This window comes from Arthrobacter sp. BGA-UO-ETr-C19 (genome assembly GCF_059568005.1).
Genome location: NZ_JCAQPC010000021.1, coordinates 206,381 through 231,877, shown reverse-complemented (window position 1 = coordinate 231,877; position 25,497 = coordinate 206,381). Strand labels below are relative to the sequence as shown.

The 25,497-nt window shown below is 67.5% G+C and carries 25 protein-coding genes; 5 read left to right on the top strand and 20 right to left on the bottom strand.

What is annotated here, in order from left to right; all coding sequences use genetic code 11:
- The first annotated feature begins 44 nt into the window (after nt 1–44).
- Nucleotides 45–299: a hypothetical protein gene (locus AC57BR_RS14085; protein WP_496361566.1), complete on the top strand. Its 255-nt coding sequence runs from the start codon at nt 45–47 to the stop codon at nt 297–299.
- A gap of 34 nt (nt 300–333) precedes the next feature.
- Here AC57BR_RS14085 and dhaM read toward each other — a convergent pair whose 3' ends face one another.
- The 3 genes from dhaM to dhaK are packed head-to-tail and all read right to left on the bottom strand — an operon-like array spanning nt 334 to nt 2,704.
- Nucleotides 334–1,077, bottom strand: a complete 744-nt coding sequence (dhaM, locus tag AC57BR_RS14080) for a dihydroxyacetone kinase phosphoryl donor subunit DhaM (protein WP_496361564.1) — start codon at nt 1,075–1,077, stop codon at nt 334–336.
- The gene (gene dhaL / locus AC57BR_RS14075) at nt 1,074–1,700 is read right to left on the bottom strand and encodes a dihydroxyacetone kinase subunit DhaL (RefSeq protein ID WP_496361562.1); all 627 of its coding nucleotides are present in this window, start codon (nt 1,698–1,700) and stop codon (nt 1,074–1,076) included. Before dhaL ends, dhaM begins: the two co-directional genes overlap by 4 nt.
- A gap of 2 nt (nt 1,701–1,702) precedes the next feature.
- Complete coding sequence (gene dhaK, locus AC57BR_RS14070) at nt 1,703–2,704, bottom strand: dihydroxyacetone kinase subunit DhaK (RefSeq protein WP_496361560.1); 1,002 nt, start codon at nt 2,702–2,704, stop codon at nt 1,703–1,705.
- A gap of 304 nt (nt 2,705–3,008) precedes the next feature.
- On the opposite strand from dhaK, the gene AC57BR_RS14065 reads away from it, so the two are divergent.
- Complete coding sequence (locus tag AC57BR_RS14065) at nt 3,009–4,406, top strand: glycosyltransferase family 2 protein (RefSeq protein ID WP_496361558.1); 1,398 nt, start codon at nt 3,009–3,011, stop codon at nt 4,404–4,406.
- A gap of 2 nt (nt 4,407–4,408) precedes the next feature.
- On the top strand, nt 4,409–4,714 hold the full coding sequence (locus AC57BR_RS14060; RefSeq protein ID WP_496361556.1) for a hypothetical protein: 306 nt from the start codon (nt 4,409–4,411) through the stop codon (nt 4,712–4,714).
- On the opposite strand, the gene AC57BR_RS14055 is transcribed toward AC57BR_RS14060, so the two are convergent.
- The 6 genes from AC57BR_RS14055 to lysS form a co-directional block, all read right to left on the bottom strand.
- On the bottom strand, nt 4,701–5,219 hold the full coding sequence (locus AC57BR_RS14055; protein ID WP_043418058.1) for an amino-acid N-acetyltransferase: 519 nt from the start codon (nt 5,217–5,219) through the stop codon (nt 4,701–4,703). The genes AC57BR_RS14060 and AC57BR_RS14055 overlap by 14 nt on opposite strands.
- A gap of 37 nt (nt 5,220–5,256) precedes the next feature.
- A complete protein-coding gene (locus tag AC57BR_RS14050) occupies nt 5,257–7,377 on the bottom strand; it encodes a prolyl oligopeptidase family serine peptidase (RefSeq protein WP_496361554.1) in 2,121 nt (706 codons plus the stop codon).
- A 174-nt stretch (nt 7,378–7,551) separates the two neighbouring features.
- Nucleotides 7,552–10,044: an ATP-dependent Clp protease ATP-binding subunit gene (locus AC57BR_RS14045; protein WP_307099117.1), complete on the bottom strand. Its 2,493-nt coding sequence runs from the start codon at nt 10,042–10,044 to the stop codon at nt 7,552–7,554.
- 410 nt (nt 10,045–10,454) lie between these two features.
- A complete protein-coding gene (locus tag AC57BR_RS14040; protein ID WP_307099115.1) occupies nt 10,455–10,781 on the bottom strand; it encodes a histone-like nucleoid-structuring protein Lsr2 in 327 nt (108 codons plus the stop codon).
- 136 nt (nt 10,782–10,917) lie between these two features.
- Nucleotides 10,918–11,103 (bottom strand): hypothetical protein, encoded by a 186-nt coding sequence (locus AC57BR_RS14035; RefSeq protein WP_496361852.1) that lies wholly within the window; start codon nt 11,101–11,103, stop codon nt 10,918–10,920.
- A 2-nt stretch (nt 11,104–11,105) separates the two neighbouring features.
- A complete protein-coding gene (lysS, locus tag AC57BR_RS14030) occupies nt 11,106–12,644 on the bottom strand; it encodes a lysine--tRNA ligase (RefSeq protein WP_496361551.1) in 1,539 nt (512 codons plus the stop codon).
- A 139-nt stretch (nt 12,645–12,783) separates the two neighbouring features.
- On the opposite strand from lysS, the gene AC57BR_RS14025 reads away from it, so the two are divergent.
- Both AC57BR_RS14025 and AC57BR_RS14020 read left to right on the top strand, forming a co-directional pair.
- A complete protein-coding gene (locus tag AC57BR_RS14025) occupies nt 12,784–13,725 on the top strand; it encodes an alpha/beta fold hydrolase (protein WP_496361549.1) in 942 nt (313 codons plus the stop codon).
- Nucleotides 13,726–13,768: 43 nt separating this feature from the next.
- Nucleotides 13,769–14,605 (top strand): alpha/beta fold hydrolase, encoded by an 837-nt coding sequence (locus AC57BR_RS14020; protein WP_496361547.1) that lies wholly within the window; start codon nt 13,769–13,771, stop codon nt 14,603–14,605.
- A gap of 89 nt (nt 14,606–14,694) precedes the next feature.
- On the opposite strand, the gene AC57BR_RS14015 is transcribed toward AC57BR_RS14020, so the two are convergent.
- The 11 genes from AC57BR_RS14015 to ftsH all read right to left on the bottom strand — a co-directional run bounded on the left by AC57BR_RS14015 (nt 14,695) and on the right by ftsH (nt 25,440).
- Nucleotides 14,695–16,209 carry an MDR family MFS transporter gene (locus tag AC57BR_RS14015; protein WP_496361545.1) on the bottom strand — a complete coding sequence of 505 codons (1,515 nt, stop codon included), beginning with the start codon at nt 16,207–16,209 and terminating at the stop codon, nt 14,695–14,697.
- 135 nt (nt 16,210–16,344) lie between these two features.
- A complete protein-coding gene (locus tag AC57BR_RS14010) occupies nt 16,345–17,274 on the bottom strand; it encodes a 4-phosphopantoate--beta-alanine ligase (RefSeq protein ID WP_496361543.1) in 930 nt (309 codons plus the stop codon).
- 32 nt (nt 17,275–17,306) lie between these two features.
- The gene (locus tag AC57BR_RS14005; protein ID WP_496361541.1) at nt 17,307–18,233 is read right to left on the bottom strand and encodes a Rossmann-like and DUF2520 domain-containing protein; all 927 of its coding nucleotides are present in this window, start codon (nt 18,231–18,233) and stop codon (nt 17,307–17,309) included.
- Nucleotides 18,226–19,800, bottom strand: a complete 1,575-nt coding sequence (locus AC57BR_RS14000; protein WP_496361539.1) for a PH domain-containing protein — start codon at nt 19,798–19,800, stop codon at nt 18,226–18,228. The genes AC57BR_RS14005 and AC57BR_RS14000 overlap by 8 nt, the downstream gene beginning before the upstream one ends.
- Entirely contained in the window at nt 19,797–20,309 is a 513-nt protein-coding gene (locus AC57BR_RS13995) for a PH domain-containing protein (RefSeq protein WP_496361536.1), read from the bottom strand. Before AC57BR_RS13995 ends, AC57BR_RS14000 begins: the two co-directional genes overlap by 4 nt.
- On the bottom strand, nt 20,290–20,817 hold the full coding sequence (locus tag AC57BR_RS13990) for a DUF3180 domain-containing protein (protein WP_496361535.1): 528 nt from the start codon (nt 20,815–20,817) through the stop codon (nt 20,290–20,292). Before AC57BR_RS13990 ends, AC57BR_RS13995 begins: the two co-directional genes overlap by 20 nt.
- Nucleotides 20,814–21,413, bottom strand: coding sequence for a 2-amino-4-hydroxy-6-hydroxymethyldihydropteridine diphosphokinase (gene folK, locus AC57BR_RS13985; RefSeq protein ID WP_496361534.1), 600 nt, complete (start codon nt 21,411–21,413; stop codon nt 20,814–20,816). The genes AC57BR_RS13990 and folK overlap by 4 nt, the downstream gene beginning before the upstream one ends.
- Complete coding sequence (gene folB / locus AC57BR_RS13980) at nt 21,410–21,769, bottom strand: dihydroneopterin aldolase (RefSeq protein ID WP_003799734.1); 360 nt, start codon at nt 21,767–21,769, stop codon at nt 21,410–21,412. The genes folK and folB overlap by 4 nt, the downstream gene beginning before the upstream one ends.
- A gap of 24 nt (nt 21,770–21,793) precedes the next feature.
- On the bottom strand, nt 21,794–22,714 hold the full coding sequence (folP, locus tag AC57BR_RS13975; RefSeq protein ID WP_496361533.1) for a dihydropteroate synthase: 921 nt from the start codon (nt 22,712–22,714) through the stop codon (nt 21,794–21,796).
- Between the two features lie 10 nt (nt 22,715–22,724).
- Nucleotides 22,725–23,363, bottom strand: a complete 639-nt coding sequence (gene folE, locus AC57BR_RS13970) for a GTP cyclohydrolase I FolE (RefSeq protein ID WP_496361532.1) — start codon at nt 23,361–23,363, stop codon at nt 22,725–22,727.
- Nucleotides 23,364–23,373: 10 nt separating this feature from the next.
- Nucleotides 23,374–25,440, bottom strand: a complete 2,067-nt coding sequence (ftsH, locus tag AC57BR_RS13965) for an ATP-dependent zinc metalloprotease FtsH (protein WP_496361531.1) — start codon at nt 25,438–25,440, stop codon at nt 23,374–23,376.
- Nucleotides 25,441–25,497 lie beyond the last annotated feature (57 nt).

Here is a 25,497-nt window from a genome sequence, read left to right as displayed (position 1 = left end):
CGACCTCGTACCGGGCTCCGTCCCGGTGGATCTGGGTTGCGCCGATGATTCCAGGCCCGACGGCGTGTTCGGCAACGTCCAAGCCGGACGGCACCCAACGCGGGCTGCTTGAACTGGACACCCTGGGTGAGACCCCCATCGACGTCACCGCGAGCGGGTCGTACGCCAACGGCAAGCCGCTGCCCACACGCACGCTGCACTTCGAGCCCAGGGCCAGCTACCCGTTTGGCGAGCAGTGCGGACGGTTTGTCTCCGCTTCCGTGGTCCTGGATGCGGCGGGCCTGAGGCAGGACAGGTAGCCTGCCAGGACAGGGAGGCCTGGCCTGATCCGCGTCAGGGTTCCCCGAAGCCGTTCCTGACGAGCCCCGCTACGTATTCCACGGCCCGTTCGGCGTCGGGGCCGTACGCTTCCACGTGCAGCATCGAGCCCTTGCCCGCGCCCAGTGTCATCAGCCCCGTCATAGAGCCGCCATCCACCCCGTTCACGGTCACCTCGGCATCCAGCGCCGACAGCCCGCCGGCTATCTTGGCGGCGGGCCGGGCGTGCATGCCTGCGAGGTTTACGAGCTCAAAGTCGCCGCTGGCATCCGGGACGGCCGGAGCTTCCGGCTCCGCCGCCTCCGGGCCGTAGGCAGCCTGGTTGTTGCCTGCAGTCAGGCCGCCTGCGGCGGCGCGGTCCTCGGCCTTGGGACGGGACGCGGGATAGCCATGGGTGGCCTCGGCGGCGCGCCGGACAGCGTGAACGCTGGCGCCGCCCTGGGCCGCCACCGCGGCCGCCACGAGCCCCTCGACGATGGGGGCGTCTGCGAGGAGCACCGGGGCACCGCCCTCGGCGAACTCCAGGGCCGATTCCGCGGTCATCACGGCCGAGCCCAGATCGGTCAGCACCACAATACCGTCGTCTCCGGCCGCGGTTTCCAGTGCTGCCATCACCTTTTCCATGCTGGTACCGATGCGGCCGTCAGACGTTCCGCCGGCCGGAACCATCATCACGTCCGGCGCCATCTGGGCCGCGAGTTCCACGGCGCCGTCGGCAATCTTGTCACTGTGCGAAACCACCACGATCCGCACCGTCATGCGGCGGCTCCGGCTGCGGCGCGGAGAATGAGGGCACTCGAGGCCGCCCCTGGGTCACGGTGGCCTGCACTGCGCTCCCCGAGGTAGCTGGCCCTGCCCTTGCGCGCCACCAGGGGGTCCGTCGCCACGGCGCCCGCCTCGGCGGCTTCCGCCGCGGCGATGAGGACGGCCAGCGTGTCGCCGTCGGCCGCGGCTGCTGCCGCCGCGTCAACTGCCGGCGTCCAGGCATCCACCATCGTCTTGTCGCCTGCTTCGGCCTTTCCCCGGGCCACGATGCCGTCCCGTGCCGCCGCGAGTGCTGCGGCGAGTGCCGGGGCATCCACGTTCGAGGCATCCCCCAGCGTGGTCGCGGCCCGCAGGAATGCCGTGCCATAGAGCGGACCGGCCGCCCCGCCAACCTTCGACATCAGAGCCATGGCCGTCAGCTTGAGCGCTGCGCCGGGCGTCTCGGGAGGACTTTCGGCCAACTTGTCGAGGACCGCCTGGAAGCCACGGTCCATGTTTTCGCCGTGGTCCGAATCCCCGATGGCCCTGTCCAGCTCGATGAGTTCCACCCTGTGTTCCGCCATTGCCTGGGCGGACAGCGTCAGCCATTTGACGGCCCAGGTCACGTCCAGCCCCATTGCTACACGCCCCAGCGCAGGGCGGGCGTGTGCACAGGGGCATCCCAGAGGGCCGTCATCTCGTCGTCAAGCCGAAGGACGGAGATTGAGCAGCCCTGCATCTCAAGGGATGTGATGTAGTTCCCCACAAGGGAACGCTCCACCGCAATGCCACGCTCCGCCAGGATCTGGGCGGCCCGGCGGTAGACGATGTACAGCTCACTCAGCGGCGTTCCGCCCATGCCGTTGACGAACAGGAGCACCTTCTCCCCCGACGCCGTTCCGAGGTCGCTGAGAATCGGTTCCAGCAGGCGGTTGGTGATGCCGTCGGCGTTTTCCATGGCGATCTTGTGCCGGCCCGGCTCGCCGTGGATCCCGATGCCGATTTCGATCTCGTTGTCCTCGAGGTCAAAGCTCGGGGATCCGGCATGTGGCACCGTGCAGGCCGAGAGCGCAACGCCCATGGTCCGCACGTTTTGGTTGACGCGGTCGCCGATGGCCGCCACCGCGTCGAGGTCGTCGCCGCGCTCTGCTGCGGCACCGGCGATCTTCTCCACCAGGACCGTGCCGCCCACTCCCCTGCGCCCGGCCGTGTACAGCGAATCCTCCACCGCGACGTCGTCGTTGACGAGCACGGTACGGACTTCCACGCCCTCCGCCTGGGCCATCTCCGCCGCCGTCTCAAAGTTCAGGACGTCGCCGGTGTAGTTCTTGACGATGTGGACCACACCGGCGCCGGAGTTCACGGCGAGCGTGGCCGGAATGATCTGGTCGGGGGTCGGGGAGGTAAAGACGGCGCCGGGCACGGCGGCGTCGAGCATGCCGCGCCCCACAAAGCCGGCATGCAGTGGTTCATGCCCGCTGCCACCGCCGGACACCAGGCCGACCTTGCCGGCAACGGGGGCATCCTTTCGGGTGACGTATTTCGGGTCTGCACTGACGGTCACGAGGTCCGCATGGGCAAGACCGAATCCCTCCACGGATTCATCGACTACAGCGCGGGGGTCATTGATGAGCTTTTTCACGGCCGGCTCCTGGGCTCTCGGTGCTTCATTGACATCAGTCAGGATGTGCTTTGACCCTACTACCGGCACCGGCTGCGGGGAAGCTAGGAAACCGCGGAAGGGGCAGCCCCCAATGCTGCCCCTTCCGGTTCCCCGCTAGTTTATCCAGCAAATTTATAAAATGAAAGGGCTTTTACGCGCAAGGTTGATCGGATCTTGATCGGTTTCCGCGGCAAAACCGAGACGGCCCTGCAACGATCGCTTCGGTCAGATCGACCACCACGTCAGTCCGCACCGGAAGGAGTGAGCCATAAAACCGCCACGCATGCTACAGAAGACCGCCGGGGTGATCATCGCCCTGGCGGCGCTCGGCACAGCCGTGCTGCTGTGGCTCGCGGTGACGGCCACTGTACCGCCGGCGGTCTCCGCCCCGAGCAAAGGCAAGCTCCTGGGGGTCTGGGGTGTGCTCTACGTCGCCGAAGCCCCGGCGCCGTGGCTGCTGACGACGGCGGTCGCCGTCGCCTTCCTGCTTATTGCCGGAATCGCGCTGGCCGACCGGCACATCTCCCTGAAGGCGCGCCGGTCAGCAAACCCGGCACAGTCGCTGGCGCCCCGCATCGTCATGGCCAGGACGAGGGGCGTTTATGCCGGACCGGTCACCCTTACAGTCCTCATCCCGGCCCACAACGAAGCCGCGTCGCTGCCTTCGACACTGGCGTCGCTTCTCGCCCAGTCCCACCCGCCGCAGCGGATCATCGTCGTCGCGGACAACTGCACCGACGCGACCGTCGACCTCGCCCGTGCGGCCGGCGTCGAGGTTCTGGAGACTGTACGCAACAGCCAAAAGAAAGCCGGCGCCCTGAACCAGGCGCTGAAGCGGCTGCTCCCCGGGCAGGGCGAGAACGATCTGGTCATGGTGATGGACGCCGACACGCTGCTCGACGACGGATTCCTGGCCTGCGCGGTCGAATACTTCACACGGGACAGGGCGCTCATGGCCGTCGGCGGACTCTTTTACGGCGAACCGGGCCACGGGCTGCTTGGCCAGTTCCAGCGCAACGAATACATCAGGTACGCACGGGACATGAGGCGCCGGCGGGGCCGGGTCTTCGTGCTCACGGGAACCGCCTCGGTATTCCGTCCGGCCGCGCTCCGGGCCGTGGCCGGGAATCGCGGCCGCGGCCTGCCCGGCGTGACAGGTGATGTCTACGACACCTGGGCGCTCACCGAAGACAACGAGCTGACCATCGCCCTGAAGTCGCTTGGCGGCCTCATGGTCTCACCGTCTGAGTGTGCGGTAGTCACCGAACTCATGCCCACGTGGCGGACGCTCTGGGCCCAGCGCCTGCGGTGGCAGCGCGGCGCCCTGGAAAACCTGGGAGCCTATGGCCTGACCCCGCCCACCGCGCGGTACTGGGCCCAGCAGTTCGGCCTCGGTTACGGCGTCATCGCCCTGAGCTCCTACCTGCTGCTGATTCTCCTGACGGTGCTCGCGCTGGATACGTGGATCTGGTTCCCCTTCTGGCTGGGGCTGGGCCTGCTTTTCTCCTTTGAGCGCATGATCACCGTCTGGCGCGGTGGCTGGCGGGCGCGCCTCCTGGCCCTGGCCGTCGTCCCGGAACTGATGTTCGACATGTTCCTCAACGTGGTCTACGTGAAGGGCATCATCGACATGTCGGTGGGCCGGGAGGCCAGCTGGAAGCACCTGGCAAAGGCGGGCTGAACATGATCCCAGCAGCACTACCCGCGGGCATCCTCGTGCCCGAGTCATTGCTCTTCACCGACTGGTTCCGCGTCACGGCGGCCTTCGTGGCAGTGAACACGGTGATATATGCCGCCCTGGCCCTCGCCAAGGTCCTCCCCAAGCTGCAGCCGCCGGACTGGCGGCGCGGGCAACGGTCCGAGCCCCGTGGCATCTACCCGGACGGGCAGGCCGAGCCGGGCCGTGCGGAAGCCAGCCGCGCGGAGCCGGAGTCCGGCCGTGCGGAGTCCAGCCGCGAAGAGGTCGCGGCGGGCTCTAGAGAGCCTTGATCATCCGCGTGTTGCCGAGCGTGTTGGGCTTCACCCGCGCGAGGTCCAGGAACTCCGCCACGCCTTCGTCATGCGAACGCAGCAGCTCGGAGTACACCTGCGGGTCCACGGCCGACTGGTCAGCCATCACCTCGAAGCCGTGCCGCTTGAAGAAGTCCACCTCGAAGGTCAGGCAGAACACCCGCGCGACGCCCAGCGCCTCCGCCTGCTTCAGGAGGCTCTCGACCAGCACGTGTCCCACACCCTTGCCGCGCCACGCATCCGAGGCCGCCAGGGTGCGAACTTCCGCGAGGTCCTCCCACATGACGTGCAGGGCGCCGCAGCCGATGACCTCGCCGGCCGCAGACTCGGCGATGAGGAACTCCTGCAGGCTCTCGTAATAGGCCACCGTTTCCTTGGCCATCAGTATTCGTTCTTCCGCCAGCGGCGCCACCAGTTTCTTGATGGCAGCCACATCGCTGGTCCGGGCAGGGCGAACAGTGAAGGAGTCAGTCACAGCCCCCATCTTACGGCGGCAGCCACGGTCACCTCCGGCCCGCAGGTCACAGGCCCAGATCGGCCGGGAGTTCGATGTCCTTGCCGAGGACGTTCCTGGCCAGGAAGTGTTCAACCACGCCGTACCAGACCTTGGCGTGCTGCGGCTGCAGGATCCAGTGGTTCTCGTCGGGGTAGAAGAGGAACCGGTGGCTCGTCTGCCCGTTGCCGTCGGAGGCGAGCTGGGACTTGGACAGCAGCTCGTACCAGAGCCGCAGGCCTTCGCCGATGGGCACGCGGTAGTCCTTGTCGCCATGGATGACCAGCATGGGCGTCCGGATCTTCTCGACGTGCAGGTGCGGGGAGTTCTCCAGCGCCATTTCCGCCGTCATTTCCTTGAGCCAGTACTGCGACGCATCGGTGGTGGGCCCGAACTGGTCCAGCGCCCACAGGCTGGCATGGGTCACGATCGCCTTGAAGCGGTCGGTCTGCCCGGCCACCCAGTTGGCCATGTAGCCGCCGAAGGAGCCTCCCATCGCAGCCGTGCGGCTGCCGTCGATGTCCGGCCGATGCACCACCGAATCCGTGATGGCCATGAGGTCCGTGTACGGCGCCTTGCCCCAGCCACCCCAGCCCCGCTGGATGTATTCCTGGCCGTAGCCCGTGGACAAAGCGGGATCCGGCAGCAGGACAGCGTAGCCCCGGGCCGTGAGCAGCCAGGGATTCCAACGCCACGTCCAGGCATTCCAGGATCCCAGCGGGCCGCCATGGATCCACAGCAGCAGCGGCGCAGGGTTCTCGGCGGAAGCCCCGACGGGCAGGGCCAGGTAGGCGGGCACGCGGGTGCCGTCGGCCGCCGTCGCCTCCACCCGCTCCAGCGACCCTTCGGTTTGCGGCCGGTCCGCCGGGGACGGCAGTCGCGTAATGTCCCCGGTGGCGAGGTCGATCCGGACAGGTTCGGCGGGGAACTCATACGAACTCCGAAGAGCGTAGGCGCTGCGGCCGTCGGGTGAAACGACGACGTCGGTGTAGGCCGCGGCGTCCGGCGTCACCCGGGTCACGCTCCCCCGGGCGGCACCTGACGCAACGTTGACCGCGAAAACCGGCGACGCGCCGTCGTCGTCCGCCGTGACCAGGAGGGCGGATCCATCCGAAAGCCACGCCTCCGGGTGAGGCCACCGGTCCCACCCGTGAGCCAGGGGCTGCAGGTCCTCCCGGCCGGCTTCGCCGGAGACGTCGAGAAGGTGCAGCTTGACCTGCGGGGCCCGCTGCGGCGTGGTGTCGCTGACGCTGAGGACGGCCAGGGTGGCGCCGTCGGGGCTGACAGGACCCGGGAAGTAATCCATGCCCTCCTCGTCGAGGAGGACCCGGAGGGTACCGGTGGCAACGTCGACGGCGGCCAGGACCGAGCGGAGGTCCGCCCTGGGCAGCGGCTTCAAAATGCTCGTGTAGAGGGTCTTGCCATCCGGGCTGACCACCGTGACGGCCTCGCGGAGGCGGGACCCTGCCTGCGGGGTGAGGTTGCGCAGCGTGAGGGGCGCGGCGCTGTCCACGGTGGCGGGTTTGCCGGGCTCCTGCTCGGGTCCCGGCTCCAACGCGAAGAGCCGCGGCTGGGCAGGGCCGAGGTCCGCGTCCCAGTAGCGCACCGGATACTCGCTGTGCAGGATCGCCGCCACCTTGTTGTCCTTGCGGCGCTTGCGGCGTTCGGCGTCATCCTCCTCGTCGGTGGAGCCGGCGAGAACGGAAGCGGTGACGAACGCCGCGTTCGCGTCCCTGGCCGCCATGACCTTATCCACGCCGCCGGTCCTCGACAGGACCACGCGGGCCTCGCCGCCGTTTGCGGGGAGCACCCAGAGAGCACTGACGGGGTCGCCGTCGGCCTCCTTGTCCGGATCCGGCCGGGCGGACGTGAAGTAGACGTCACCGTTGGCCGCGAACGCGGCCCCGGCTTCGCCCTTGGCGCTGCGGGTGATCCTGCGGGCCTGCTTCTCACCGCCCGGGTCCAGCTCCCACAGCGCCGTGGCGTACTCGGTGCCCTTGCTGTTGAGCGTGGCGACCGTGGTCACCAGCCGCTGGCCGTCGGGGCTGAGGGCCAGGCCACTGACGCGCGGGATCGCCAGGTAGTGGTCGAGGTCGTGGAAAGGGGTCGCCGGTTGCTCACGCAGGATCGCTGCATCTTCAGTTGACATGTGCTGATTCAACACCTCCTGTGCCCTGGATCACAGAAGGGTTCACTACTAGTGAAACAGTACTTTCAGAATTGTTCCGCCGCCGCCCCAACGCAGGAAGCCCCGCCTGCCCCCTTTCGGGGACTGGCGGGGCCTCTTGGCGCTGGAGTGCGGCTGGGAGCCGGGCGCCCGTTGCTAGGCGCTCGGGGCGATTTCCGGGATGCGCGGCTTGGCGTTGCCTGCGAAGGTGAACTTCGCGTCGTCGCCTTCGCCGTCCACATCCACCACCACGATGTCGCCAGGGTGCAGCTCGCCGAAGAGGATCTTCTCGGAGAGCTGGTCCTCGATCTCGCGCTGGATGGTGCGGCGCAGCGGCCGGGCACCCATGGCGGGATCGTAGCCGCGGGTGGCCAGGAGCACCTTGGCTGCCTTGGTCAGCTCGATGCCCATGTCCTTGTCCTTGAGGCGCTTCTCCAGGCGGGTGACGAACATGTCCACGATCTCGATGATCTCGTCCTGCGTCAGCTGCGGGAACACCACGACGTCGTCAACACGGTTGAGGAACTCGGGGCGGAAGTGCTGCTTGAGCTCCTCCGTGACCCGGGCACGCATCCGGTTGTAGCCGGTCTGGGTGTCCGTGCCGGACTGGAAACCGGTGGCAACGCTCTTGGAGATGTCCCGGGTTCCGAGGTTCGTGGTCATGATGATCACGGTGTTCTTGAAGTCCACCACGCGGCCCTGGGAGTCGGTCAGGCGGCCGTCTTCCAGGATCTGCAGCAGCGAGTTGAAGAGGTCCGCGTGGGCCTTCTCCACTTCGTCGAACAGGACCACGGAGAACGGACGGCGGCGGACCTTCTCGGTCAGCTGCCCGCCCTCTTCGTAGCCGACGTAGCCGGGAGGGGCACCGAAGAGGCGCGACACCGTGTGCTTCTCGGAGTACTCGGACATGTCCAGCGTGATGAGGGCATCCTCTTCACCGAACAGGAACTCGGCGAGGGCCTTGGCGAGTTCGGTCTTGCCGACGCCGGTGGGGCCGGCGAAGATGAACGAACCGCCCGGGCGCTTCGGGTCCTTCAAGCCTGCACGGGTGCGCCGGATGGCCTGGGACAGTGCCCTAATGGCCTCGTCCTGGCCGACGACGCGCTTGTGCAGTTCGTCTTCCATCTTCAGCAGCCGCGAGGACTCTTCCTCGGTCAGCTTGAAGACCGGAATGCCCGTGGAGTTCGCCAGTACTTCGGCGATCAGGTCCTCGTCCACCTCGGAGATGTCGTCCATGCCGCCGGTCTTCCAGTGGCGTTCCTTCTCGGAGCGCTCGGTGATGAGCTTCTGCTCCTTGTCGCGCAGCGCGGCAGCACCCTCGAAGTCCTGCGCGTCAATCGCGGACTCCTTCTCCATCTTCAGCTCGGAGATGCGCTCGTCCATCTCCTTGAGCTCCGGCGGAGCGGTCATGCGGCGGATGCGGAGCCGGGCACCGGCTTCATCGATGAGGTCGATCGCCTTGTCCGGCAGGAACCGGTCCGAGATGTAGCGCTCGGAAAGGTTCGCGGCCGAGGCGAGGGCGCCGTCTGTAATGGTGACGCGGTGGTGCGCCTCGTAGCGGTCCCGCAGGCCCTTGAGGATCTCGATTGCGTGCGCAACCGACGGCTCCTTGACCTGGATCGGCTGGAAGCGGCGCTCGAGGGCGGCATCCTTCTCGATGTGCTTGCGGTACTCGTCCAGCGTGGTGGCACCGATGGTCTGCAGCTCGCCGCGGGCCAGCATGGGCTTCAGGATCGAGGCTGCATCGATGGCACCTTCGGCTGCACCGGCACCCACGAGGGTGTGGATCTCGTCGATGAAGAGGATGATGTCGCCGCGGGTGCGGATTTCCTTGAGGACCTTCTTCAGCCGCTCTTCGAAGTCACCGCGGTAGCGGGAGCCGGCCACGAGGGAGCCAAGGTCCAGCGTGTACAGCTGCTTGTCCTTGATGGTCTCCGGCACGTCGCCGCGCACAATCGCCTGGGCCAGGCCCTCGACGACGGCGGTCTTGCCGACGCCGGGCTCGCCGATCAGCACGGGGTTGTTCTTGGTGCGGCGGGAAAGGACCTGCATGACGCGTTCCATTTCCTGCTCGCGGCCGATCACAGGATCCAGCTTGTTCTCGCGGGCAGCCTGTGTCAGGTTTCGGCCGAACTGGTCCAGCACAACCGAGCCGGCGGGGGTACCCTCTGCCTGGCTCTGGCCGACGCCGGCGCCGGTGGTCTCTTTGCCTTGGTAGCCGGAGAGCAGCTGGATGACCTGCTGGCGGACCCGGTTGAGGTCGGCACCAAGCTTTACCAGCACCTGCGCCGCCACACCCTCACCCTCGCGGATGAGTCCCAGCAGGATGTGCTCCGTGCCGATGTAGTTGTGGCCGAGCTGCAGGGCTTCGCGCAGCGAAAGCTCCAGCACCTTCTTTGCACGCGGCGTGAAGGGGATGTGGCCGGAGGGCGCCTGCTGGCCCTGGCCGATGATCTCCTGCACCTGCTCGCGGACGCCGTCGAGCGAAATGCTCAAGGACTCAAGAGCTTTGGCGGCAACGCCCTCACCCTCGTGGATCAGACCCAAGAGGATGTGTTCGGTACCAATGTAATTGTGGTTCAGCATGCGTGCCTCTTCTTGGGCAAGCACAACTACGCGACGGGCACGGTCCGTAAATCGCTCAAACATTTCGCCACACTCCTAGCTACGACGTACTTTGATGCTACGTGGGGGAACCCTGACTTGGGGAGCTTGTTCGCCACAGGGGAAACCCGGGGTCTTGCACACGTGCGCGCAGCTGCCGTAGCGGTGTTGCCGGCGCAATGGCGGAGAAGGCTTTGAATAGCGTCCCGATGCCAACCGGCGGGGAATTAGCCCTCTACTGGACGGGGTGTCGGAAATCACCCGGTATGGAATGTTCCATGGGCCGCAGATTAGCCCGAGAATCGATTACCCCCTGGCCGGCAGTCCTGAATATCGGCGGTTCAGATTAATGCGGGCGGGAACAGCCGGTTAAAAGCGCAGCGCCCCCGTCAACCGGGGGCGCCGCACATATGCTCAGAACTTTTTGTGCACTGACTGGCTGTCAGGGCACCAGGCTAGGAATTGGCCTTTTGGTAGGCTTCCTGGATTTCTGCCTGAATACGGCCGCGCGCGTTTACGGTGTAACCGTGGTCCCGCGCCCACTGGCGAATCTGGGCAGAGTCCTGGCTGCGTCCACCCGGTGCCTTTGCACGGGTAGGGCGGCCGCCGGACGTTTTGCGGCCGGCTGAAACAAAGCGTTCCAGTGACGACCGCAGTTCTGAAGCGTTGGCCGAGGACAGGTCAATTTCATAACCGACGCCATCGAGGCCGAAGCGAACGGTTTCGTCCGCAGATCCCCCATCCAGATCGTCCACGAGGACGATATTGACTTTCTGTGCCATCAAAAATCTCTCTTTTGGAAAGGTGTGTAATCAGAAAAGCAGGATGTTTCCACCTGAAGTATCTCCCCCATTAAGCCAACGCGTCAAAACACGCAATGGTTCCTTGGGGATAACTGCGGGTATTAAAATTCGCCTGCTATTTGTCTGATTTACTCGGCGGCTCTGGGGAATCGTCTCCGGCTGCCGCCTGGGCGTCGGCTTCGGCCTGCGCGCGTGCTTCGGCCTGGCGTTCTGCCTTGTCCGCGTTAAAGATCGACTTCATTGCAAACCAAAAGAGCAAGCCAACTACCAGCGAGGGCAGCAGTACGGCGACGTAGTCCATCATCAGTGGCCTTCGGGCTTCAGAAGCGGGAAGAGAATGGTTTCGCGGATGCCCGCGCCGGTGAAGAGCATGACCAGGCGGTCGATGCCCAGGCCGATGCCGCCCATGGGAGGGGCACCGTACTCCAGCGCGCGGAGGAAGTCCTCGTCCAGCTGCATGGCCTCGGCGTCGCCGGCTGCTGCGTGCATGGACTGTTCGGTGAGGCGTTCGCGCTGGATGACCGGGTCAATAAGCTCGGAGAAGGCGGTGCCGCGCTCCATGCCGCCGATGATCAGGTCCCAGGCCTCGATCAGGCGGCCGTCCTCACGGTGCGGGCGGGCCAGCGGCTGGGCCGACGGCGGGTAGTCGTAGACAAACGTGGGGTTCAGCAGCGTGGGTTCCACGATTTCGCCGAAGAGTTCCACAGCCAGCTTCTCGGCGTCCCACTTTGGGTCCACCTTGACATCGTGCTTCTCGGCCACTGCGCGCAGTTCCTCGAGCGTGGTGTCCGGGGTGATCTCCTGGCCCACCGCCTCGGAAAGGCCGGGGTAAACAGCAACCCAGGCCCAATCGCCGTCGAGGTTGATCTCCCCGGCTTCGGTCTGCAGCGTGCGTCCGGCCCCCACGGCGTCCGCGGCGTCCAGGATGATCTCCTTGATGCGCTCGGCCATGACGAACTGGTCCGCCCAGGCCTCGTAGCACTCAAGCGTGGTGAACTCCGGGCTGTGGGTGGAGTCCACGCCCTCGTTGCGGAAGACGCGGCCCATGTCGTAGACGCGGTCGATGCCGCCCACCACGGCGCGCTTGAGGTACAGCTCGGTGGCGATGCGGAGGGTCATCTTCTGGTCGAACGCGTTCATGTGCGTTTCGAACGGACGGGCCAGGGCGCCGCCATGGACCAGCTGCAGAATGGGCGTTTCCACCTCGACGTAGGTGTGGCGGAACAGGGTCTCGCGGATGGAGCGGGTGATGGCGGCGCGGGTGTAGACCATCTCGCGGGCCTCGTCGCGGACCATCAGGTCCACGTAGCGCTGGCGGACGCGGGTTTCCTCGTTGAGTTCGGCGTGCAGCACCGGCAGCGGGCGCAGTGCCTTGGACGCCATGGACCACGACTCGGCCATGACGGAGAGCTCACCGCGGCGGGACGAGATGACTTCGCCCCTGATGAAGACGTGGTCGCCCAGGTCGACCAGGGCCTTCCAGTCCGCAAGGGCCTCTTCGCCCACGTTCGCCAGGCTGAGCATGGCCTGCAGCCGGGTGCCCTTGCCGTCGGTGCCGCCTTCCTGCAGCGTGGCGAAGCACAGCTTTCCCGTGTTCCGGACGAACACCACGCGGCCGGTGACGCCCACGACGTCGCCGGTGGTCTCGTCGGCCTGCAGGTGGGCGTACTTTTCGCGGATCTCGCTGAGCGAGTGCGTGCGCTCAACACCCACCGGGTACGCCTCCGACCCGCGTTCGATCAGCTTGGCGCGCTTGTCCATGCGGATGCGCATCTGTTCGCTGGCGTCGAGCGGTTCTGGGGCGTTCTTGGGGGCGGGGGTGTTTTGGGAAGTCACAGTCATCAAGTTTACCGGGACTTGCCGCATCGGCGTTCGGGACCTCCTTCCTTGGAGTTTTTGTCCACATATTCGGACTTCCCGGGCCATTTGGGTCGAATATCTGTACAAAAACTCCGGAGGGGGTGGGGCATAGACTCGGGCTGTGGAGACGTGGACAGTTGAAACGGACGACGACGGCGGCCGGCTTGAGGTGCACTCCTTCAGGCCCGCCGCGCTCACCCGCGCCAATGGCGGCAGCACCGCCGGCAGCGCCTCCGCGAAAGGTGACCCGGCCCCGGTGACGGCGCCCGGCGTCGTCGTTATCCACGGAACACTGGTGACCGACGCGCTGTACCGCCCGTTCGCCCGCAACCTGAGCCTCCTGCTGAGCCGGCCGGTGCACTGCTACAACCGCCGCGGCCGCGGCGGTTCCGCGCCCCAGCCGGATGACTATTCCGTTGCGACCGAAATCCGTGACCTCGCCGCCGTGATGAAGGCGACGGGTTCGGAGGACGTGGTGGCGCACAGCTTCGGCGGCTTCGTGGCTCTCCAGGCGGCGCGCGACATGCCCCTGCGCCGGCTCGTCACCTACGACGCAGCGGTGTCCCTTTCCGGCAACCTGAGCCACCGCTGGCGGCCGGAACTGGAGCAGGCCGTGACGGAGGGGCAGCTCAACCACGCATGGGCGCATCTGGTGCAGGGCCTGGCCACGGCCGGGCCGTTGTCGTACCTGCCCCTCGGCGCGCTGCGGATGCTGAGCATCTTGTCGGCCCGGACCAACGTCGGCGCGGAAATGCGGGAGCTGCTGCCGACGGCCGTCAAGGAGATGCGGGCGGTGCTCGACGCCGACGCGGAGCTCGCGGATTACACGGAACTGGCCACCCCCACGCTGATGCTCAGCGGCGGCTGGAGCCCGGGCTACTTTGCCGACACCGGCCGGCAGCTGGCGCAGGCCGTGCCGGCGATCGACTTCGCGGTGGTTCCGGGCCAGCTGCACGAGGGGCCGATCCGGCCGGGCAAGCGCCTGGCCATCCGGATGGCGCGCTTCCTGAACGGCACCGACGGAACCGTCCGGCCACTGGGCAGCAAGCGCCGGCGCAGGTAGCCACTGGCTGTCAGCACAGGCCGGCCTCCGATAGGCTCGGAGCATGACTCGCGAGATCATCAGCACACCCGACGGCGGCAAGCTCGAGCTGTTCAGCACGGGCGCTGAGTTGGCCACGGCCGGCTCCGGCGTGGTTGTGGTTACGGCTTCCATGGTGACGGCGGCGGACTACACCCGCTTCGCGCAGAAGCTCAGCGCCTCCCTCGGCCGGCCGGTGCACACGTTCAACCGGCGCGGCCGGGGCGCCTCCTCCGAACAGGCCGGGGACTACACCCTGGACGTCGATATCCGCGACCTCGACACCGTCATGAAGCACACGGCCAGCACCGACGTCTTCGGCCACAGCTTCGGCGGCGCCGTGGCCATCCACGCGGCGCGGACCCTCCCGGTGGAACGGCTCGCCGTCTACGATCCCGCGGTCTCCGTCAACCACAGCGTCACGGCCGACTGGACCACCGAATACGAACGGGCGACTGCGGCAGGAGACGACGACCGCGCCCTCGCGGTCCTGCTCCGCGGGCTTGAGGCCGAGAGCGCTTTCTCCTCCCGCATGCCACTGTCCATGATGACCCTTGCCAATAAGCTCACGGCGGGAACGTCGGTGGGCAAGCAGATGCGCGAAATGATGCGCACCGGCGTCCGGGAGATCAAGGCGATCATCGCGGCGGACATGCCGGCCGAACCGTTCCTGGCGTTGCCGCTGGAGACGCTCATCATCGTGGGCGAGAAGAGCCCGGCGTACTTCGGCGTGGCCTGCGGCCAGATCCACGACGTCCTCTCCGGCTCCAGCTACACCATCCTGCCGGGCTTCGGGCACGACGGCGCCAACCGCGCCCCGGACAAGCTCATCGCCGAGCTCAGCGAGTTCTTCGCCGGCTGAACCCAAAAAGCAACGCGGGGTCACTTCACGCCCAATTAACCCTCCGGATTGGGCGCGAAATGACCCCGCGTTGCTCTTTAATGCGGCGCTTAGTGGGCGGCGGGTGCGCCTTCTGCGCCTGCCGTTTTCCGCATCATGGTGGAGAGTACGACGGCGGCAACGGCTATGACGGTCGCCGTCAGGAACGCGGCATTCATGCCCGCGACGAGGCCGGAGCCGGCGGAAACGAAGGCGAAGATGGACACGAGCAGCGCCGTGCCCGCCGCGCCGGCCACCTGCTGCAGGGTGCTCATGATGGCCGAGCCGTGCGAGTACAGGTGCGGCGGCAGCGGGTTCAGGCCGGTGGTGAAGGCCGGGGTGAAGAGCAGCGCGAGCCCGAAACTGAGCCCGACGTGCAAGGTGACGATCCACCAGACCGGAGTGCCGGCGTCGAGCATTGCGAACTGCCATAGCGTCAGGACCATGAGCGAGGATCCGGTGACCGTAAGCGGCAGCGGGCCGACCTTGTCGAACAGGCGGCCGATCACCGGGCCGAGCAGGCCCATGGCCAGGCCCCCGGGCAGCAGGGCAAGGCCGGTCTCGAGCGACTGCAGGCCGCGGATTTCCTGCAGGTACAGCGGCAGCAGGATCACGGCGCCGAACAGGGCCACCATGGACACCACCATCAGCAGCACGGACACCGTGAACATCCGGAAGTTGAAGGCCCGCAGGTCCAGCAGCGGGGCCTCGGATTTCTGCAGCCGGAGCTGGCGGAACGTGAACGCGGCAAGGCCGGCCACGCCTACAACCAGCGCCACCACGGCCAGCGTGCTTGGGCCGCTGCTGCCGCCGTGGCCGCCACCGATCTGGCTGAGGCCGTAGACGAGGCCGCCGAAGGCGGGGACGGTCAGCACCACGGAGAGGAAGTCGAGCCTGGACTTTTCGGTCTCGCCGACGTTGGTGAGGAACCTGGCACCAATGGCCAGAGCGGCCAGGGCAATGGGCAGGACAAAGATGAACATGAAGCGCCAGGAGAAGTGTTGCAGGATGAAACCGGAAACCGTGGGTCCCATGGCCGGTGCAACAGAAATGGCAATGCTGACGTTGCCCATCACGGCGCCGCGGCGGGCCAGCGGCACCAGAGTGAGGATGGTGGTCATAAGCAGCGGAAGCATGATGGCGGTGCCGCCGGCCTGGATGACCCGTGCCAGCAGGAGGATTTCATAGCCGGGCGCCGCGGCGGCGAGCGCCGTACCGCCGGCGAAGAGGCCCATCGCCAGGAGGAAGACAGACCGGGTCGAGAGCCGCTGGAGGATGAAGCCGGTGGTCGGAATCACCACGGCCATGGTCAGCATGAATCCGGTGGAGAGCCACTGGACGGTGGGGGCATCCACGCGCAGGTCCACCATGAGCCGCTGCAGGGCAACGTTCATGATGGTTTCGTTCAGGATCACCACGAAGGTGGCCACCAGCAGCGTGACGATCACCGTCACGGATTCGCGGGACATCCTGTCCGACGGCGGTGCTGGGGCCGGGGACGTCGGCGCACCGGCCGCCGTTACGACGGGAGCGGCCGGCTCCCGGGCAGGTTCGCCAGACGAATCGGACGTGACTTTGGTAGACATGGCGAGGCCCTCAGGGAGTTGGAGTGGTGGCTGGCGGTCGGCGCCGCTGCAGACTCCAACAGTGTAGTGGCCCCGCACATTCCCCGTACACCGCCCTTCCCTGCACTCGCGGTTTAAGTCACTGGGATAAAGCCGTTAGGAACTGAGCGGCACGTTGTCGATCAGCCGCACGGCTCCCACCTTCGCGGCAACCAGTGCGAGCCCTTCACCGCGGAAGGGTGTCTCGCGGCAGTTCTCGGCGAGGGGCTCCAGCGTGACGGGATCCACGACGTCGAGGTAGTCGAGCTGGACCAGGGGCTGGGACTCGATCAGGGCCCTGGCCGAGCCCACGTCAAGCGGTTCGTTCGCGTTCGCCCGCTCCTCAATGAGGTGCAGCGCACGGGACAGAACCAGCGCTGCCTCCCGTTCCTCGTCCGAGAGGAAGCGGTTCCGGCTGGACAGCGCCAGCCCGTCGGCGGCGCGGGCCGTTGGCACGGCAACGATCTCCACGGGGAAGTTCAGGTCTGCCACCATCCGGCGCACGAGGGCCAGCTGCTGGGCATCCTTCTGCCCGAAGTAGGCGCGGTACGCCGGAAGCCCGCCGCCGGAACCGGCGACGAAGGCGCTGCCGCCGGGAAGGCCGGTGCCGGGGATACCCAGGTGCAGCAGCTTGGCCACCACGGTGAGCGCGCCGTCGAAGTGCCCGGGCCGGGAGGCGCCCTCCCACTTCTCTCCCAGCGGACCGGAGGTGACCCGGACCATCGGCTGCCCGCCCGGGTACATCTCCTCGACCGACGGCGCGAAGACCAGGTCCACGCCCTGCTCCTCCAACAGCGCCGTGTCCGCCTCGAGGGTCCGCGGATACCGGTCCAGGTCCTGCGCCTCGCCGAACTGCAGCGGGTTGACAAAGATGGAGGCCACCACAACGTCGTTCTGTTCGACGGCGGCCCGCGCCAGCCGCCCGTGCCCCTCGTGCAGGGCGCCCATGGTGGGCACGAGGCCCAGGGACGAGCCGTTCTTCTGGGTCAGCAGCAGCCGGCTTTGCGCACGGAGGGATTCCGCCGTCGTTACGAGTCGGATTGCCATGTCAGTGTCCTCCCTTGGCCCGGTGGCCGTTTTCATGCAAGTCCGTCACGGCCCTCTGCCGGGCCGTCGTCATCGGTGCCCTCAAGTGCAGTACGAATATTGTCCGCCTGATCCGGCTTCAGCAAACCCCGCCCTTCAGCACGCCTGGCGGTGGCCCGCGCCATGGCCAGGTACGCCGCGAGGATGTCGCCGCCGGTGCCGCCGTCGTGCTCGCGCAGCGCGCGGGCATGCGCCTCGACCGTGCCCGCATCCCCCCGCGCCACCGGACCCGTCAGGGCCGACTCTCCGGAGGCGAGCGCGTTCTCCAGGGTTGCCCGCAGCAGCGGCCCGAGCATTCGCCCGGGACTCTCCACACCCACCTCGGCGAGCAGCTGTGACGCCTGCGCCACGAGCGTGACCAGATGGTTCGAACCGTGGGCCAGGGCCGCGTGGTAGATGGTGCGGTCGCCCTCGGCGATGACCACAGGTTCGGCCCCCATTTCGACGACGAGTGCCTGGGCGATGGGGAGCATGGCTGCGTCCGCCGTGACACCGAACGTGCAGTCCAGCAGGCGGGTCAGGTCCAGGCTCATGCCGGTGAAAGTCATGGCCGGGTGCAGCGCCAGGGGCACGGCACCGGCCGCCCGGACCGGATGCAGCACACCGACGCCGAACCGGCCTGACGTGTGCGCCACGAGCTGGCCGGGCTGCCAGGCGCCGAGCTTGGCCAGCCCTTCCACGAGTCCGCCGAGGGCATCATCCGGAACGGCCAGGAGCACCAGTTCCGCGCGTTCCACGATGTCCTGGATCTCCAGGACGGGAACGCCGGGCAGCAGGGTTTCGGCCCGCTCCCGGCTCGCGTCGGAGACGGCGGAAACCCCGACGACGGCGTGCTCGGCTCCGCGGAGCGCCGCACCGAGGACGGCGCCCACTTTGCCGGCACCGATGATTCCGACGCCGAGGCGTCCTGGCTTAGCCACGTTGCTGGCCTTCCTGTTGGGGTGCTGTGGGAGTGGGGTGTGAGTCCGGGTTTTCGACGGGCCCAACCAGCGGAGCCGCGACGGGCTCAACCAACCCGGCGTCCGTGGGCCCGAGCCCAACCGGCCCGGCCGGGGCGACCTGGGCCAGCCACTGTTCGCTTGTCTGGCGCCGGCGGGCGGCGCGGGCGCGGGCTGCCTGGGCGTCGAAGAGCGCCTGCGCCTCCCGGATGTCCGCCTGGATCACCCGCGGCGCCACCGGACCGGCGGTGGTGTGCAGCACGAGATCTGCCAGGCCGAACCGGCGGGCGAGTGGTCCCTGCTGCAGCGCAATGGACTGCGTCCGCTGGTGCGGCACCACCACAAGCTGCCGCCACCACCGGCCCGACCGCATGAGCAGCGCGGTGTCCGTGGCTGCGAAGGCGTTGCGCCGCCAGCCCAGCGGCGCCAGCAGCCGTGCCCGGCGCGGCGTGGTGACAAATCCGGCGTCGGAATCCAGCCCGTTCACCCCCTGGTGGAATACGCGCAGTGGATCGGCGGTTCCCGGATCGGGCAGCACGAGGGCCAGCATGTTCAGGACGTCGTCCATCTTTCCCACCGGCAGCAGCGTGGTGCGGGAGCCGCCCTCGCCGTTGTTCGCTCCGGCCCCGTATCCGGCGGCGTTGACCTGCATCCGGTACCAGCTGAAGAGGCGCCACAGCGGCGGCTGGGCCACCCTAAGCGCCTGGATCCGGCCCGGCGGGAGGGTCTGCGCCTGCGTGTCGAGCAGTCCGTACCGGAGCCGGATGCCGTCTTGGGAGATGGCTGCTGTGAAGTTGTAGCCCTTGGTGAAAGAGTTCCAGTACGCGGCGATGAGGCCGAGCGCCGCGGGAATCAGGTACAGGAAAAAGGCCCTGTTCTCGGTGAGCGCGGACAGCATCACGGATGCCGCGGCGCCCAGGACCACAAAGACGCTCTGCTCACTGAGCAGGAGCGAACCGATCAGGCGCGACGGCGGGACCTGCAGTACCTGCTGCTCCAGGGCCTCGGCAGCGGCTGCTTCGGGGTGCTCGGGATCCAGCCGGACTCCCGACGCGCGGGCAAGGATGGTGGCGCGCAGCTGCCGGGCGTCGTCGATGCGCAGGTATGCCAGCCGCACGGCGGACTCGCCGGCGTCGGCAACTTCGAACTTGAGTTCCGCGAGGCCGAAGATCCTGGCGAGCAGCGGCTGGACGATGTCGATGGCCTGGACGCGGTCCAGCCGCGCCTGCCGCTGCTGCTTGAACAGGAAGCCCGTGTTGACCCGGACGTAGCCCTCCGCCACCTGGTACCGGGTGAAGTACCAGGACAGGATGAAGCCCAGCACCGCCAGCACCAGCATCAATGCCCCGCCGCCCAGAAGCCACGGGGCGCGGCCGGCGATGCGGTCATCGATCAGCGGCTGGCCCTGGAGCATCCGTTCAAAGCTGTCACGCCCGAAGAAGTAGCCGATGGCCGCCAGCGCAACCCAGCCACGTACGAAAGGTGTCGCCGGGTGCACACGCAGCCACTCTCCGTCGGGCTTTCCGGAAGCGAGGCCGCCGGGGCTCACAGCCCGGCCAGCCTGGCTTCGCCGCGCGCCGAGAGCTGTTCCCTGAGCCGGGCGCCTTCCGCGGCGGGAAGTCCCGGAATGCCGGCGTTGGTGCCGGCGGACGCCGTGTGCAGCTTCAGGGTGCACAGGCCCAGCCCGCGTTCCACCGGACCGGCGCTGATGTCCACGTACTGCATGCGGCCGTACGGCACCACCATGACGCGCTGGAAGAAGATGCCGCCGCGGATGAGAAGGTCGTCGTCGCGCTCGGCGTAGCCGATGGCGCGCACCTGCCGCGGGATCAGGACCAGGCGCCACAGCGCCAGCAGCAGCATGAAGGCCGGAATGCCGATGGCCAGCCAGAGCGGCGGCCAGCGCCACCAGCCGAGCCGGACGAACACCAGCGGCAGGCTCAGCACGGCCACCACCACCATGTTGCCAAGGGCCCACTCCACGAGCCGGACCGTGACGTACTTCGGGGACACGCGCAGCCAGGTGATCCCGGGCGGATCAATCGCCGCGGTAGGCATACTCGCCTTCCCCCTTGGCCTTGCCCCGGCCATGGCCCGGCAGGCCTTTGCTGGCGTCAGTCTCGCCGTCCTCCGGCGGGATCCTGCAGAAGCGTTCGACGACGAGCCCCACCACGATCATGACCAGCCCGCCGCCGGCCATCCCGAGGGCCAGCCAGGTGACGTCCAGCCCGCTGCGGATGCTCCAGAACCGCAGCTGGTCCAGGAAGATCCCGGCGTGCCAGCCCAGCAGCATCGCGCCGGTGTAGGCGCAGGCCTGGGCGAGGACCAGCGTCCACGCCGCCAGGATGGGGTTCAGCATTTTCTTCTTCTTGCCGTTCCGCCAGCGGAGCACGCGGATGCCCAGCACCAGGGTCAGGGCCACGATCACGCCCATGGTGACCAGCGCCGTGGCCGGCAGGACTGGCGTGGCCATGCCGTACCGGACGGTCAGGACGGCAGCGGACCAGCCGGCGATGGCCAGGGCAATGCCCACGACTGCGAGCAGCAGCGGACTCACGGGCTTCACGGCTGTTCCACCGCCCCGCCGTCGGGCACGCCGTCGAAGTCCCCGAAACCGTCGAACGGCTGCAGGTCCGGGAAGTCGGCGGCCCTGGCGGCAAGCTCCCCCACCGGCTGCCCGTTCAGGGTGGCGGAGGGGTCCATCTGGGCCCAGGGGAAGAGCACGAAGGCCCGCACTGCCGCAAACGGGTGGGGCAGTGTGAGTACCGGATCGTCGCTCTTCAGGTCACCGTAGACGATCACGTCGACGTCGAGCGTCCGCGGACCCCAGTGGACCTCACGCACACGGTGGTGCTTGTTCTCCACCGACTGGCAGTGCTTGAGAAGCTCGAGCGGCTCCAGCGACGTTTCGACCGAAATCACCATGTTAAGGAAGTCCGGCTGCCCGGCGGGGCCGCCGACGGCCTTGGTCTGCACTATCGGCGAGACGGCCAGGAGCCGCACCTCCGGGCGGTCCACAAGGTCCGCCACCGCCTCGGACAGGGTCTCGTTCCGTGCCCCGAGGTTGCTGCCCAGCGCCAGCACCGCCCGCGTGTAGGCGGTCTTGGCCCGTGCCGGCGGCTCATGCACCGGCTTCTCATGCAGTGCGGGTGCCGGATTCATGTCCGCTCCCGGTAGACGCTGACGGCGACGTCGCCGAAGGGCACCTCGATGGGCGCCTTGGGTTTGTGCACCGTGATCTCCACGGCCTGGATCCTGAATTCCTTGAGCAGGCCCTCGGCCATCCGCACAGCCAAACCCTCGATCAGGTTCAGGGGCTCGCCGGTGATCCAGTCGGTGATCCGTCCGGCCACCTCACCGTAGTGGGCGGTGTCGCGGACGTCGTCCGACTCCGCTGCCTGGCTGAAATCCAGGTGCAGGACGGCGTCCACAACAAACGGCTGGCCTTCGCGGCGCTCAAAATCGAACACCCCGTGGTAGCCGGTGGCGGTGACACCGGTCAGCGAGATCCTGTCCATGGCTGTTCTGCTAGGCCTTCCTGGTCAGCGGCCGTGGTCCGGGGCCGCCATGCGGGCGGCCACTTTGACGGCGTCAAGGCTGGGTCCGACGTCGTGCACGCGCACGGCCCAGGCGCCGCGGGCGGCGCTGATGGCGGTGATGGCGGCCGTGGCGGCGTCGCGCTCCTCCGGGAGCGCGGCCTTGCCGGCGACCGTCAGGAGCGTGCCCAGGAAGCGCTTGCGGGACGCACCCACCAGCACCTTGTGTCCCATGGCGTCGAGCCGGTCCAGGTTCCGCAGCAGTTCCCAGTTCTGCACGTCCGTCTTCGAGAACCCGATGCCCGGGTCCACGATGATCTGCTCGGGCAGGACGCCGGCCGCGTACAGCTTGTCGCGGACGCCGTTCAGTTCGGAGACGACGTCGTCCGCCACGTCGTCGTACTCCGTCAGGGACGTCATGGTCTTGGCGTCGCCGCGGCGGTGGGTCAGGACGTAGGGCACCTTGGTCTTCGCCACGAGCTCGGCCATGCCGGGTTCGATGGTGAGGCCGGAGATGTCGTTGATGATCGCCGCTCCAGCATTAAGTGCGGCCTCGGCGGTGGAGACGTGGGTGGTGTCGATGCTGACCAGCGCGCCGGCCTTCACGAGAGCCTCGATGACAGGCACCACCCGCCGCTGCTCTTCCTCCGGGCTGACTTCCTCGGCGCCGGGCCGGGTGGATTCGCCGCCGACGTCGATGATGTCGGCCCCCGCGTAGAACATCCGCAGCCCTGCGGCGATGGCGCTGTCCGCCGTCGCGTGCTTGCCGCCGTCGCTGAACGAATCGGGGGTGACGTTGAGGATGCCCATGACGAGCGTGCGGTCGGTGGGCAGGGCTTCGAACTTGGCTGCCGGCCGCGGTTTGCGCAGGATGGGCAGGGGTGATGTTGCGGGGCCGGTTCCAGGTGCTGCAGCTAGGGAATCCATAGTCTGTTTTTTACCTTCCGAGTATGAGGCTCATGGCCTCGGCGCGGGTGGCCGGGTCATGAAGTTGCCCGCGAACCGCGCTTGTGACGGTTTTGGCTCCGGGCTTGCGGATGCCGCGCATGGACATGCACATGTGTTCGCACTCCACCACCACGATGGCTCCGCGCGGCTTGAGGAATGTGACCAGCGCTTCAACGATCTGCGTGGTGAGGCGCTCCTGCACCTGCGGGCGGCGGGCGTAGATGTCCACCAGGCGTGCCAGCTTGCTCAGGCCGGTCACCCTGCCGTCGTGCGAGGGGATGTACCCCACGTGCGCGACGCCGTGGAACGGCACCAGGTGGTGCTCGCAGGTGGAGTAGAACGGGATGTCCTTCACCAGCACGAGTTCCTCGTGGTCGAGGTCGAAGGTGGTGCCGAGCACGCTGCCCGGATCCTGGTGCAGGCCGGCAAACACCTCGGCATAGGCCTTGGCCACACGCTTGGGTGTGTCCTGCAGCCCGCCGCGGTCCGGGTCCTCGCCTATGGCCAACAGGATTTCCCGCACGGCTGCTTCAATCCGGGGCTTGTCCACCTTGTGGTGGTGGCCGGAACCGGCCACCGCCGAATGGTCGGCGGTGGCGGTGAGGTCGTCGTCGTCGAAGTGAGTCACACCAAAGAGCTTAGCCGTGGTGGCCGTCTGGTCCGGCTTCCGTTACTCCGCCTTGGAAGGAGGCGTCCTCCGGAACACCCTGGGGATGCGGCGGAATCGCGTCCAGCGGTTCCTCGAGCCGGGCTTCCTTGGCTTCTTCCTGGGCTTCGCGTTCGGCACGCTCCTGCCGCGACTCCACCGGACCTGCCATCTGGACGGGACGGGTCTCCTTGGACAGCCAGATCTCGCGGAAGTCCCGTTTGCGGATGTCCCGGAAGACGTCGGCAATTTCGGCCTGGTTCAGGGTCTCCCGTTCCAGGAGCTCCAGGGCCAGCCGGTCCAGGACGTCCCGGTTTTCGGTGAGGATGGCGTAGGCCTCGTCGTGGGCCTGGTCGATCAGGCGGCGGACCTCCTCATCAACGATGTAGGCGATCTGGTCGGAGTAGTTCCGCTCATGGCTGGCGTCGCGGCCGAGGAACGGCTCGCCGCCGCCCTGGCCCAGGCGCACCGCGCCCACGCGCTCGCTCATGCCGTACTGGGTGACCATCTGGCGGGCTGTGGCGGTGGCCTTTTCGATGTCGTTTGAGGCGCCGGTGGACGGATCGTGGAAGACGATTTCCTCGGCCACACGGCCGCCCATGGCGTAGGCCATCTGGTCCAGCAGTTCGTTGCGGGTGACGGAGTACTTGTCGTTCTCCGGGACCACCATGGTGTACCCCAGGGCGCGGCCGCGGGGCAGGATGGTGATCTTGGTGACCGGCGCGGAGTTCCGCAGTGCGGCGGCGACGAGCGCGTGCCCGCCCTCGTGGTACGCGGTGATCTTGCGCTCGTGTTCCTTCATGACGCGGCTGCGCTTCTGCGGGCCGGCCATGACGCGGTCGATGGCCTCGTCCAGTGCGCGGTCATCGATGAGGTTGGCGTTGGAGCGGGCGGTCAGCAGCGCGGCCTCGTTGAGCACGTTGGCCAGGTCTGCACCCGTGTAGCCGGGGGTCTTCTTGGCCACGGCCTTGAGGTCCACGCCCTGCGCGATCGGCTTGCCCTTGGCGTGGACCTGGAGGATCTGGTCGCGCCCGACGAGGTCCGGGGCCTCCACGGAGACCTGCCGGTCGAAGCGCCCGGGGCGGAGCAGTGCCGGGTCCAGCACGTCGGGCCGGTTGGTGGCGGCGATCAGGATGACGTTGGTCTTGACATCGAAGCCGTCCATCTCCACCAGGAGCTGGTTGAGGGTCTGCTCGCGTTCGTCGTTGCCGCCGCCGATGCCGGCACCGCGGTGGCGTCCGACGGCGTCGATCTCGTCAACGAAGATGATGGCGGGTGCATTGGACTTGGCCTGCTCGAAGAGGTCACGGACGCGGGAGGCGCCGACGCCGACGAACATTTCCACGAAGTCCGAGCCCGAGATGGAGAAGAACGGCACGCCGGCCTCGCCTGCGACAGCGCGGGCCAGCAGGGTCTTGCCGGTGCCCGGAGGGCCGTACAGCAGCACGCCCTTGGGGATTTTGGCCCCGACGGCCTGGAACTTGGCAGGCTCTGCAAGGAATTCCTTGATCTCCTGGAGCTCCTCGACGGCCTCGTCTGCACCGGCAACGTCCGCGAAGGTCACCTGGGGCATGTCCTTGCTGACCATCTTGGCCTTGGACTTGCCGAACTGCATCACCTTGGAGCCGCCGCCCTGCATCCGGGACAGGAGGAACCAGAACAGGACGCCGAGCAGCAGCACTGGCACCAGCAGCGAGAAGAGTCCCGAGAGCCAGTTGCTCTCCACCGGCTGGTCCGTGTAGCCCTTGGAGGGGTTGGCAGCTGTCACGGCCTTGACGACGTCCGGGCCGCGGTCATTGACGAAGAAGAACTGGACGTTTTTGCCCTTGTCCTGGCCGTCGATGACGAGGTTGTCCTTCAGCACCAGGTCGACGCGGTTTTCGCCGTCGAAGATCTTGGCCTGTTCCACCTTGCCGCCCTGGGAGAGGAGCTCGAGGCCCGGCTGCGTGTCGATGCGCGTCGAGCCGCCCGGAGCCAATGTTGCAAACGCCAGCAGGAGCATGCCGACCACAACAATGATCCAAATGCCCGGGCCCTTGAAGAAACTCTTAGCTTTCATCTGTTCGGGGGCTGGCCCCGTCCCTCCTGGTAGTGCTGCACGGCGCGAGGACTGCGC

Coding starts and splice junctions, on each gene's coding strand:
- AC57BR_RS14085 (WP_496361566.1), top strand. CDS start 45: ATGATTCCAGGCCCGACGGCGTGTTCGGCAACGTCCAAGCCGGACGGC.
- dhaM (WP_496361564.1), bottom strand. CDS start 1,077: ATGACGGTGCGGATCGTGGTGGTTTCGCACAGTGACAAGATTGCCGAC.
- dhaL (WP_496361562.1), bottom strand. CDS start 1,700: ATGGGGCTGGACGTGACCTGGGCCGTCAAATGGCTGACGCTGTCCGCC.
- AC57BR_RS14065 (WP_496361558.1), top strand. CDS start 3,009: ATGCTACAGAAGACCGCCGGGGTGATCATCGCCCTGGCGGCGCTCGGC.
- AC57BR_RS14060 (WP_496361556.1), top strand. CDS start 4,409: ATGATCCCAGCAGCACTACCCGCGGGCATCCTCGTGCCCGAGTCATTG.
- AC57BR_RS14055 (WP_043418058.1), bottom strand. CDS start 5,219: ATGGGGGCTGTGACTGACTCCTTCACTGTTCGCCCTGCCCGGACCAGC.
- AC57BR_RS14050 (WP_496361554.1), bottom strand. CDS start 7,377: ATGTCAACTGAAGATGCAGCGATCCTGCGTGAGCAACCGGCGACCCCT.
- AC57BR_RS14045 (WP_307099117.1), bottom strand. CDS start 10,044: ATGTTTGAGCGATTTACGGACCGTGCCCGTCGCGTAGTTGTGCTTGCC.
- AC57BR_RS14040 (WP_307099115.1), bottom strand. CDS start 10,781: ATGGCACAGAAAGTCAATATCGTCCTCGTGGACGATCTGGATGGGGGA.
- AC57BR_RS14035 (WP_496361852.1), bottom strand. CDS start 11,103: ATGGACTACGTCGCCGTACTGCTGCCCTCGCTGGTAGTTGGCTTGCTC.
- lysS (WP_496361551.1), bottom strand. CDS start 12,644: ATGACTGTGACTTCCCAAAACACCCCCGCCCCCAAGAACGCCCCAGAA.
- AC57BR_RS14020 (WP_496361547.1), top strand. CDS start 13,769: ATGACTCGCGAGATCATCAGCACACCCGACGGCGGCAAGCTCGAGCTG.
- AC57BR_RS14015 (WP_496361545.1), bottom strand. CDS start 16,209: ATGTCTACCAAAGTCACGTCCGATTCGTCTGGCGAACCTGCCCGGGAG.
- AC57BR_RS14010 (WP_496361543.1), bottom strand. CDS start 17,274: ATGGCAATCCGACTCGTAACGACGGCGGAATCCCTCCGTGCGCAAAGC.
- AC57BR_RS13995 (WP_496361536.1), bottom strand. CDS start 20,309: ATGCCTACCGCGGCGATTGATCCGCCCGGGATCACCTGGCTGCGCGTG.
- folK (WP_496361534.1), bottom strand. CDS start 21,413: ATGAATCCGGCACCCGCACTGCATGAGAAGCCGGTGCATGAGCCGCCG.
- folB (WP_003799734.1), bottom strand. CDS start 21,769: ATGGACAGGATCTCGCTGACCGGTGTCACCGCCACCGGCTACCACGGG.
- folP (WP_496361533.1), bottom strand. CDS start 22,714: ATGGATTCCCTAGCTGCAGCACCTGGAACCGGCCCCGCAACATCACCC.
- ftsH (WP_496361531.1), bottom strand. CDS start 25,440: ATGAAAGCTAAGAGTTTCTTCAAGGGCCCGGGCATTTGGATCATTGTT.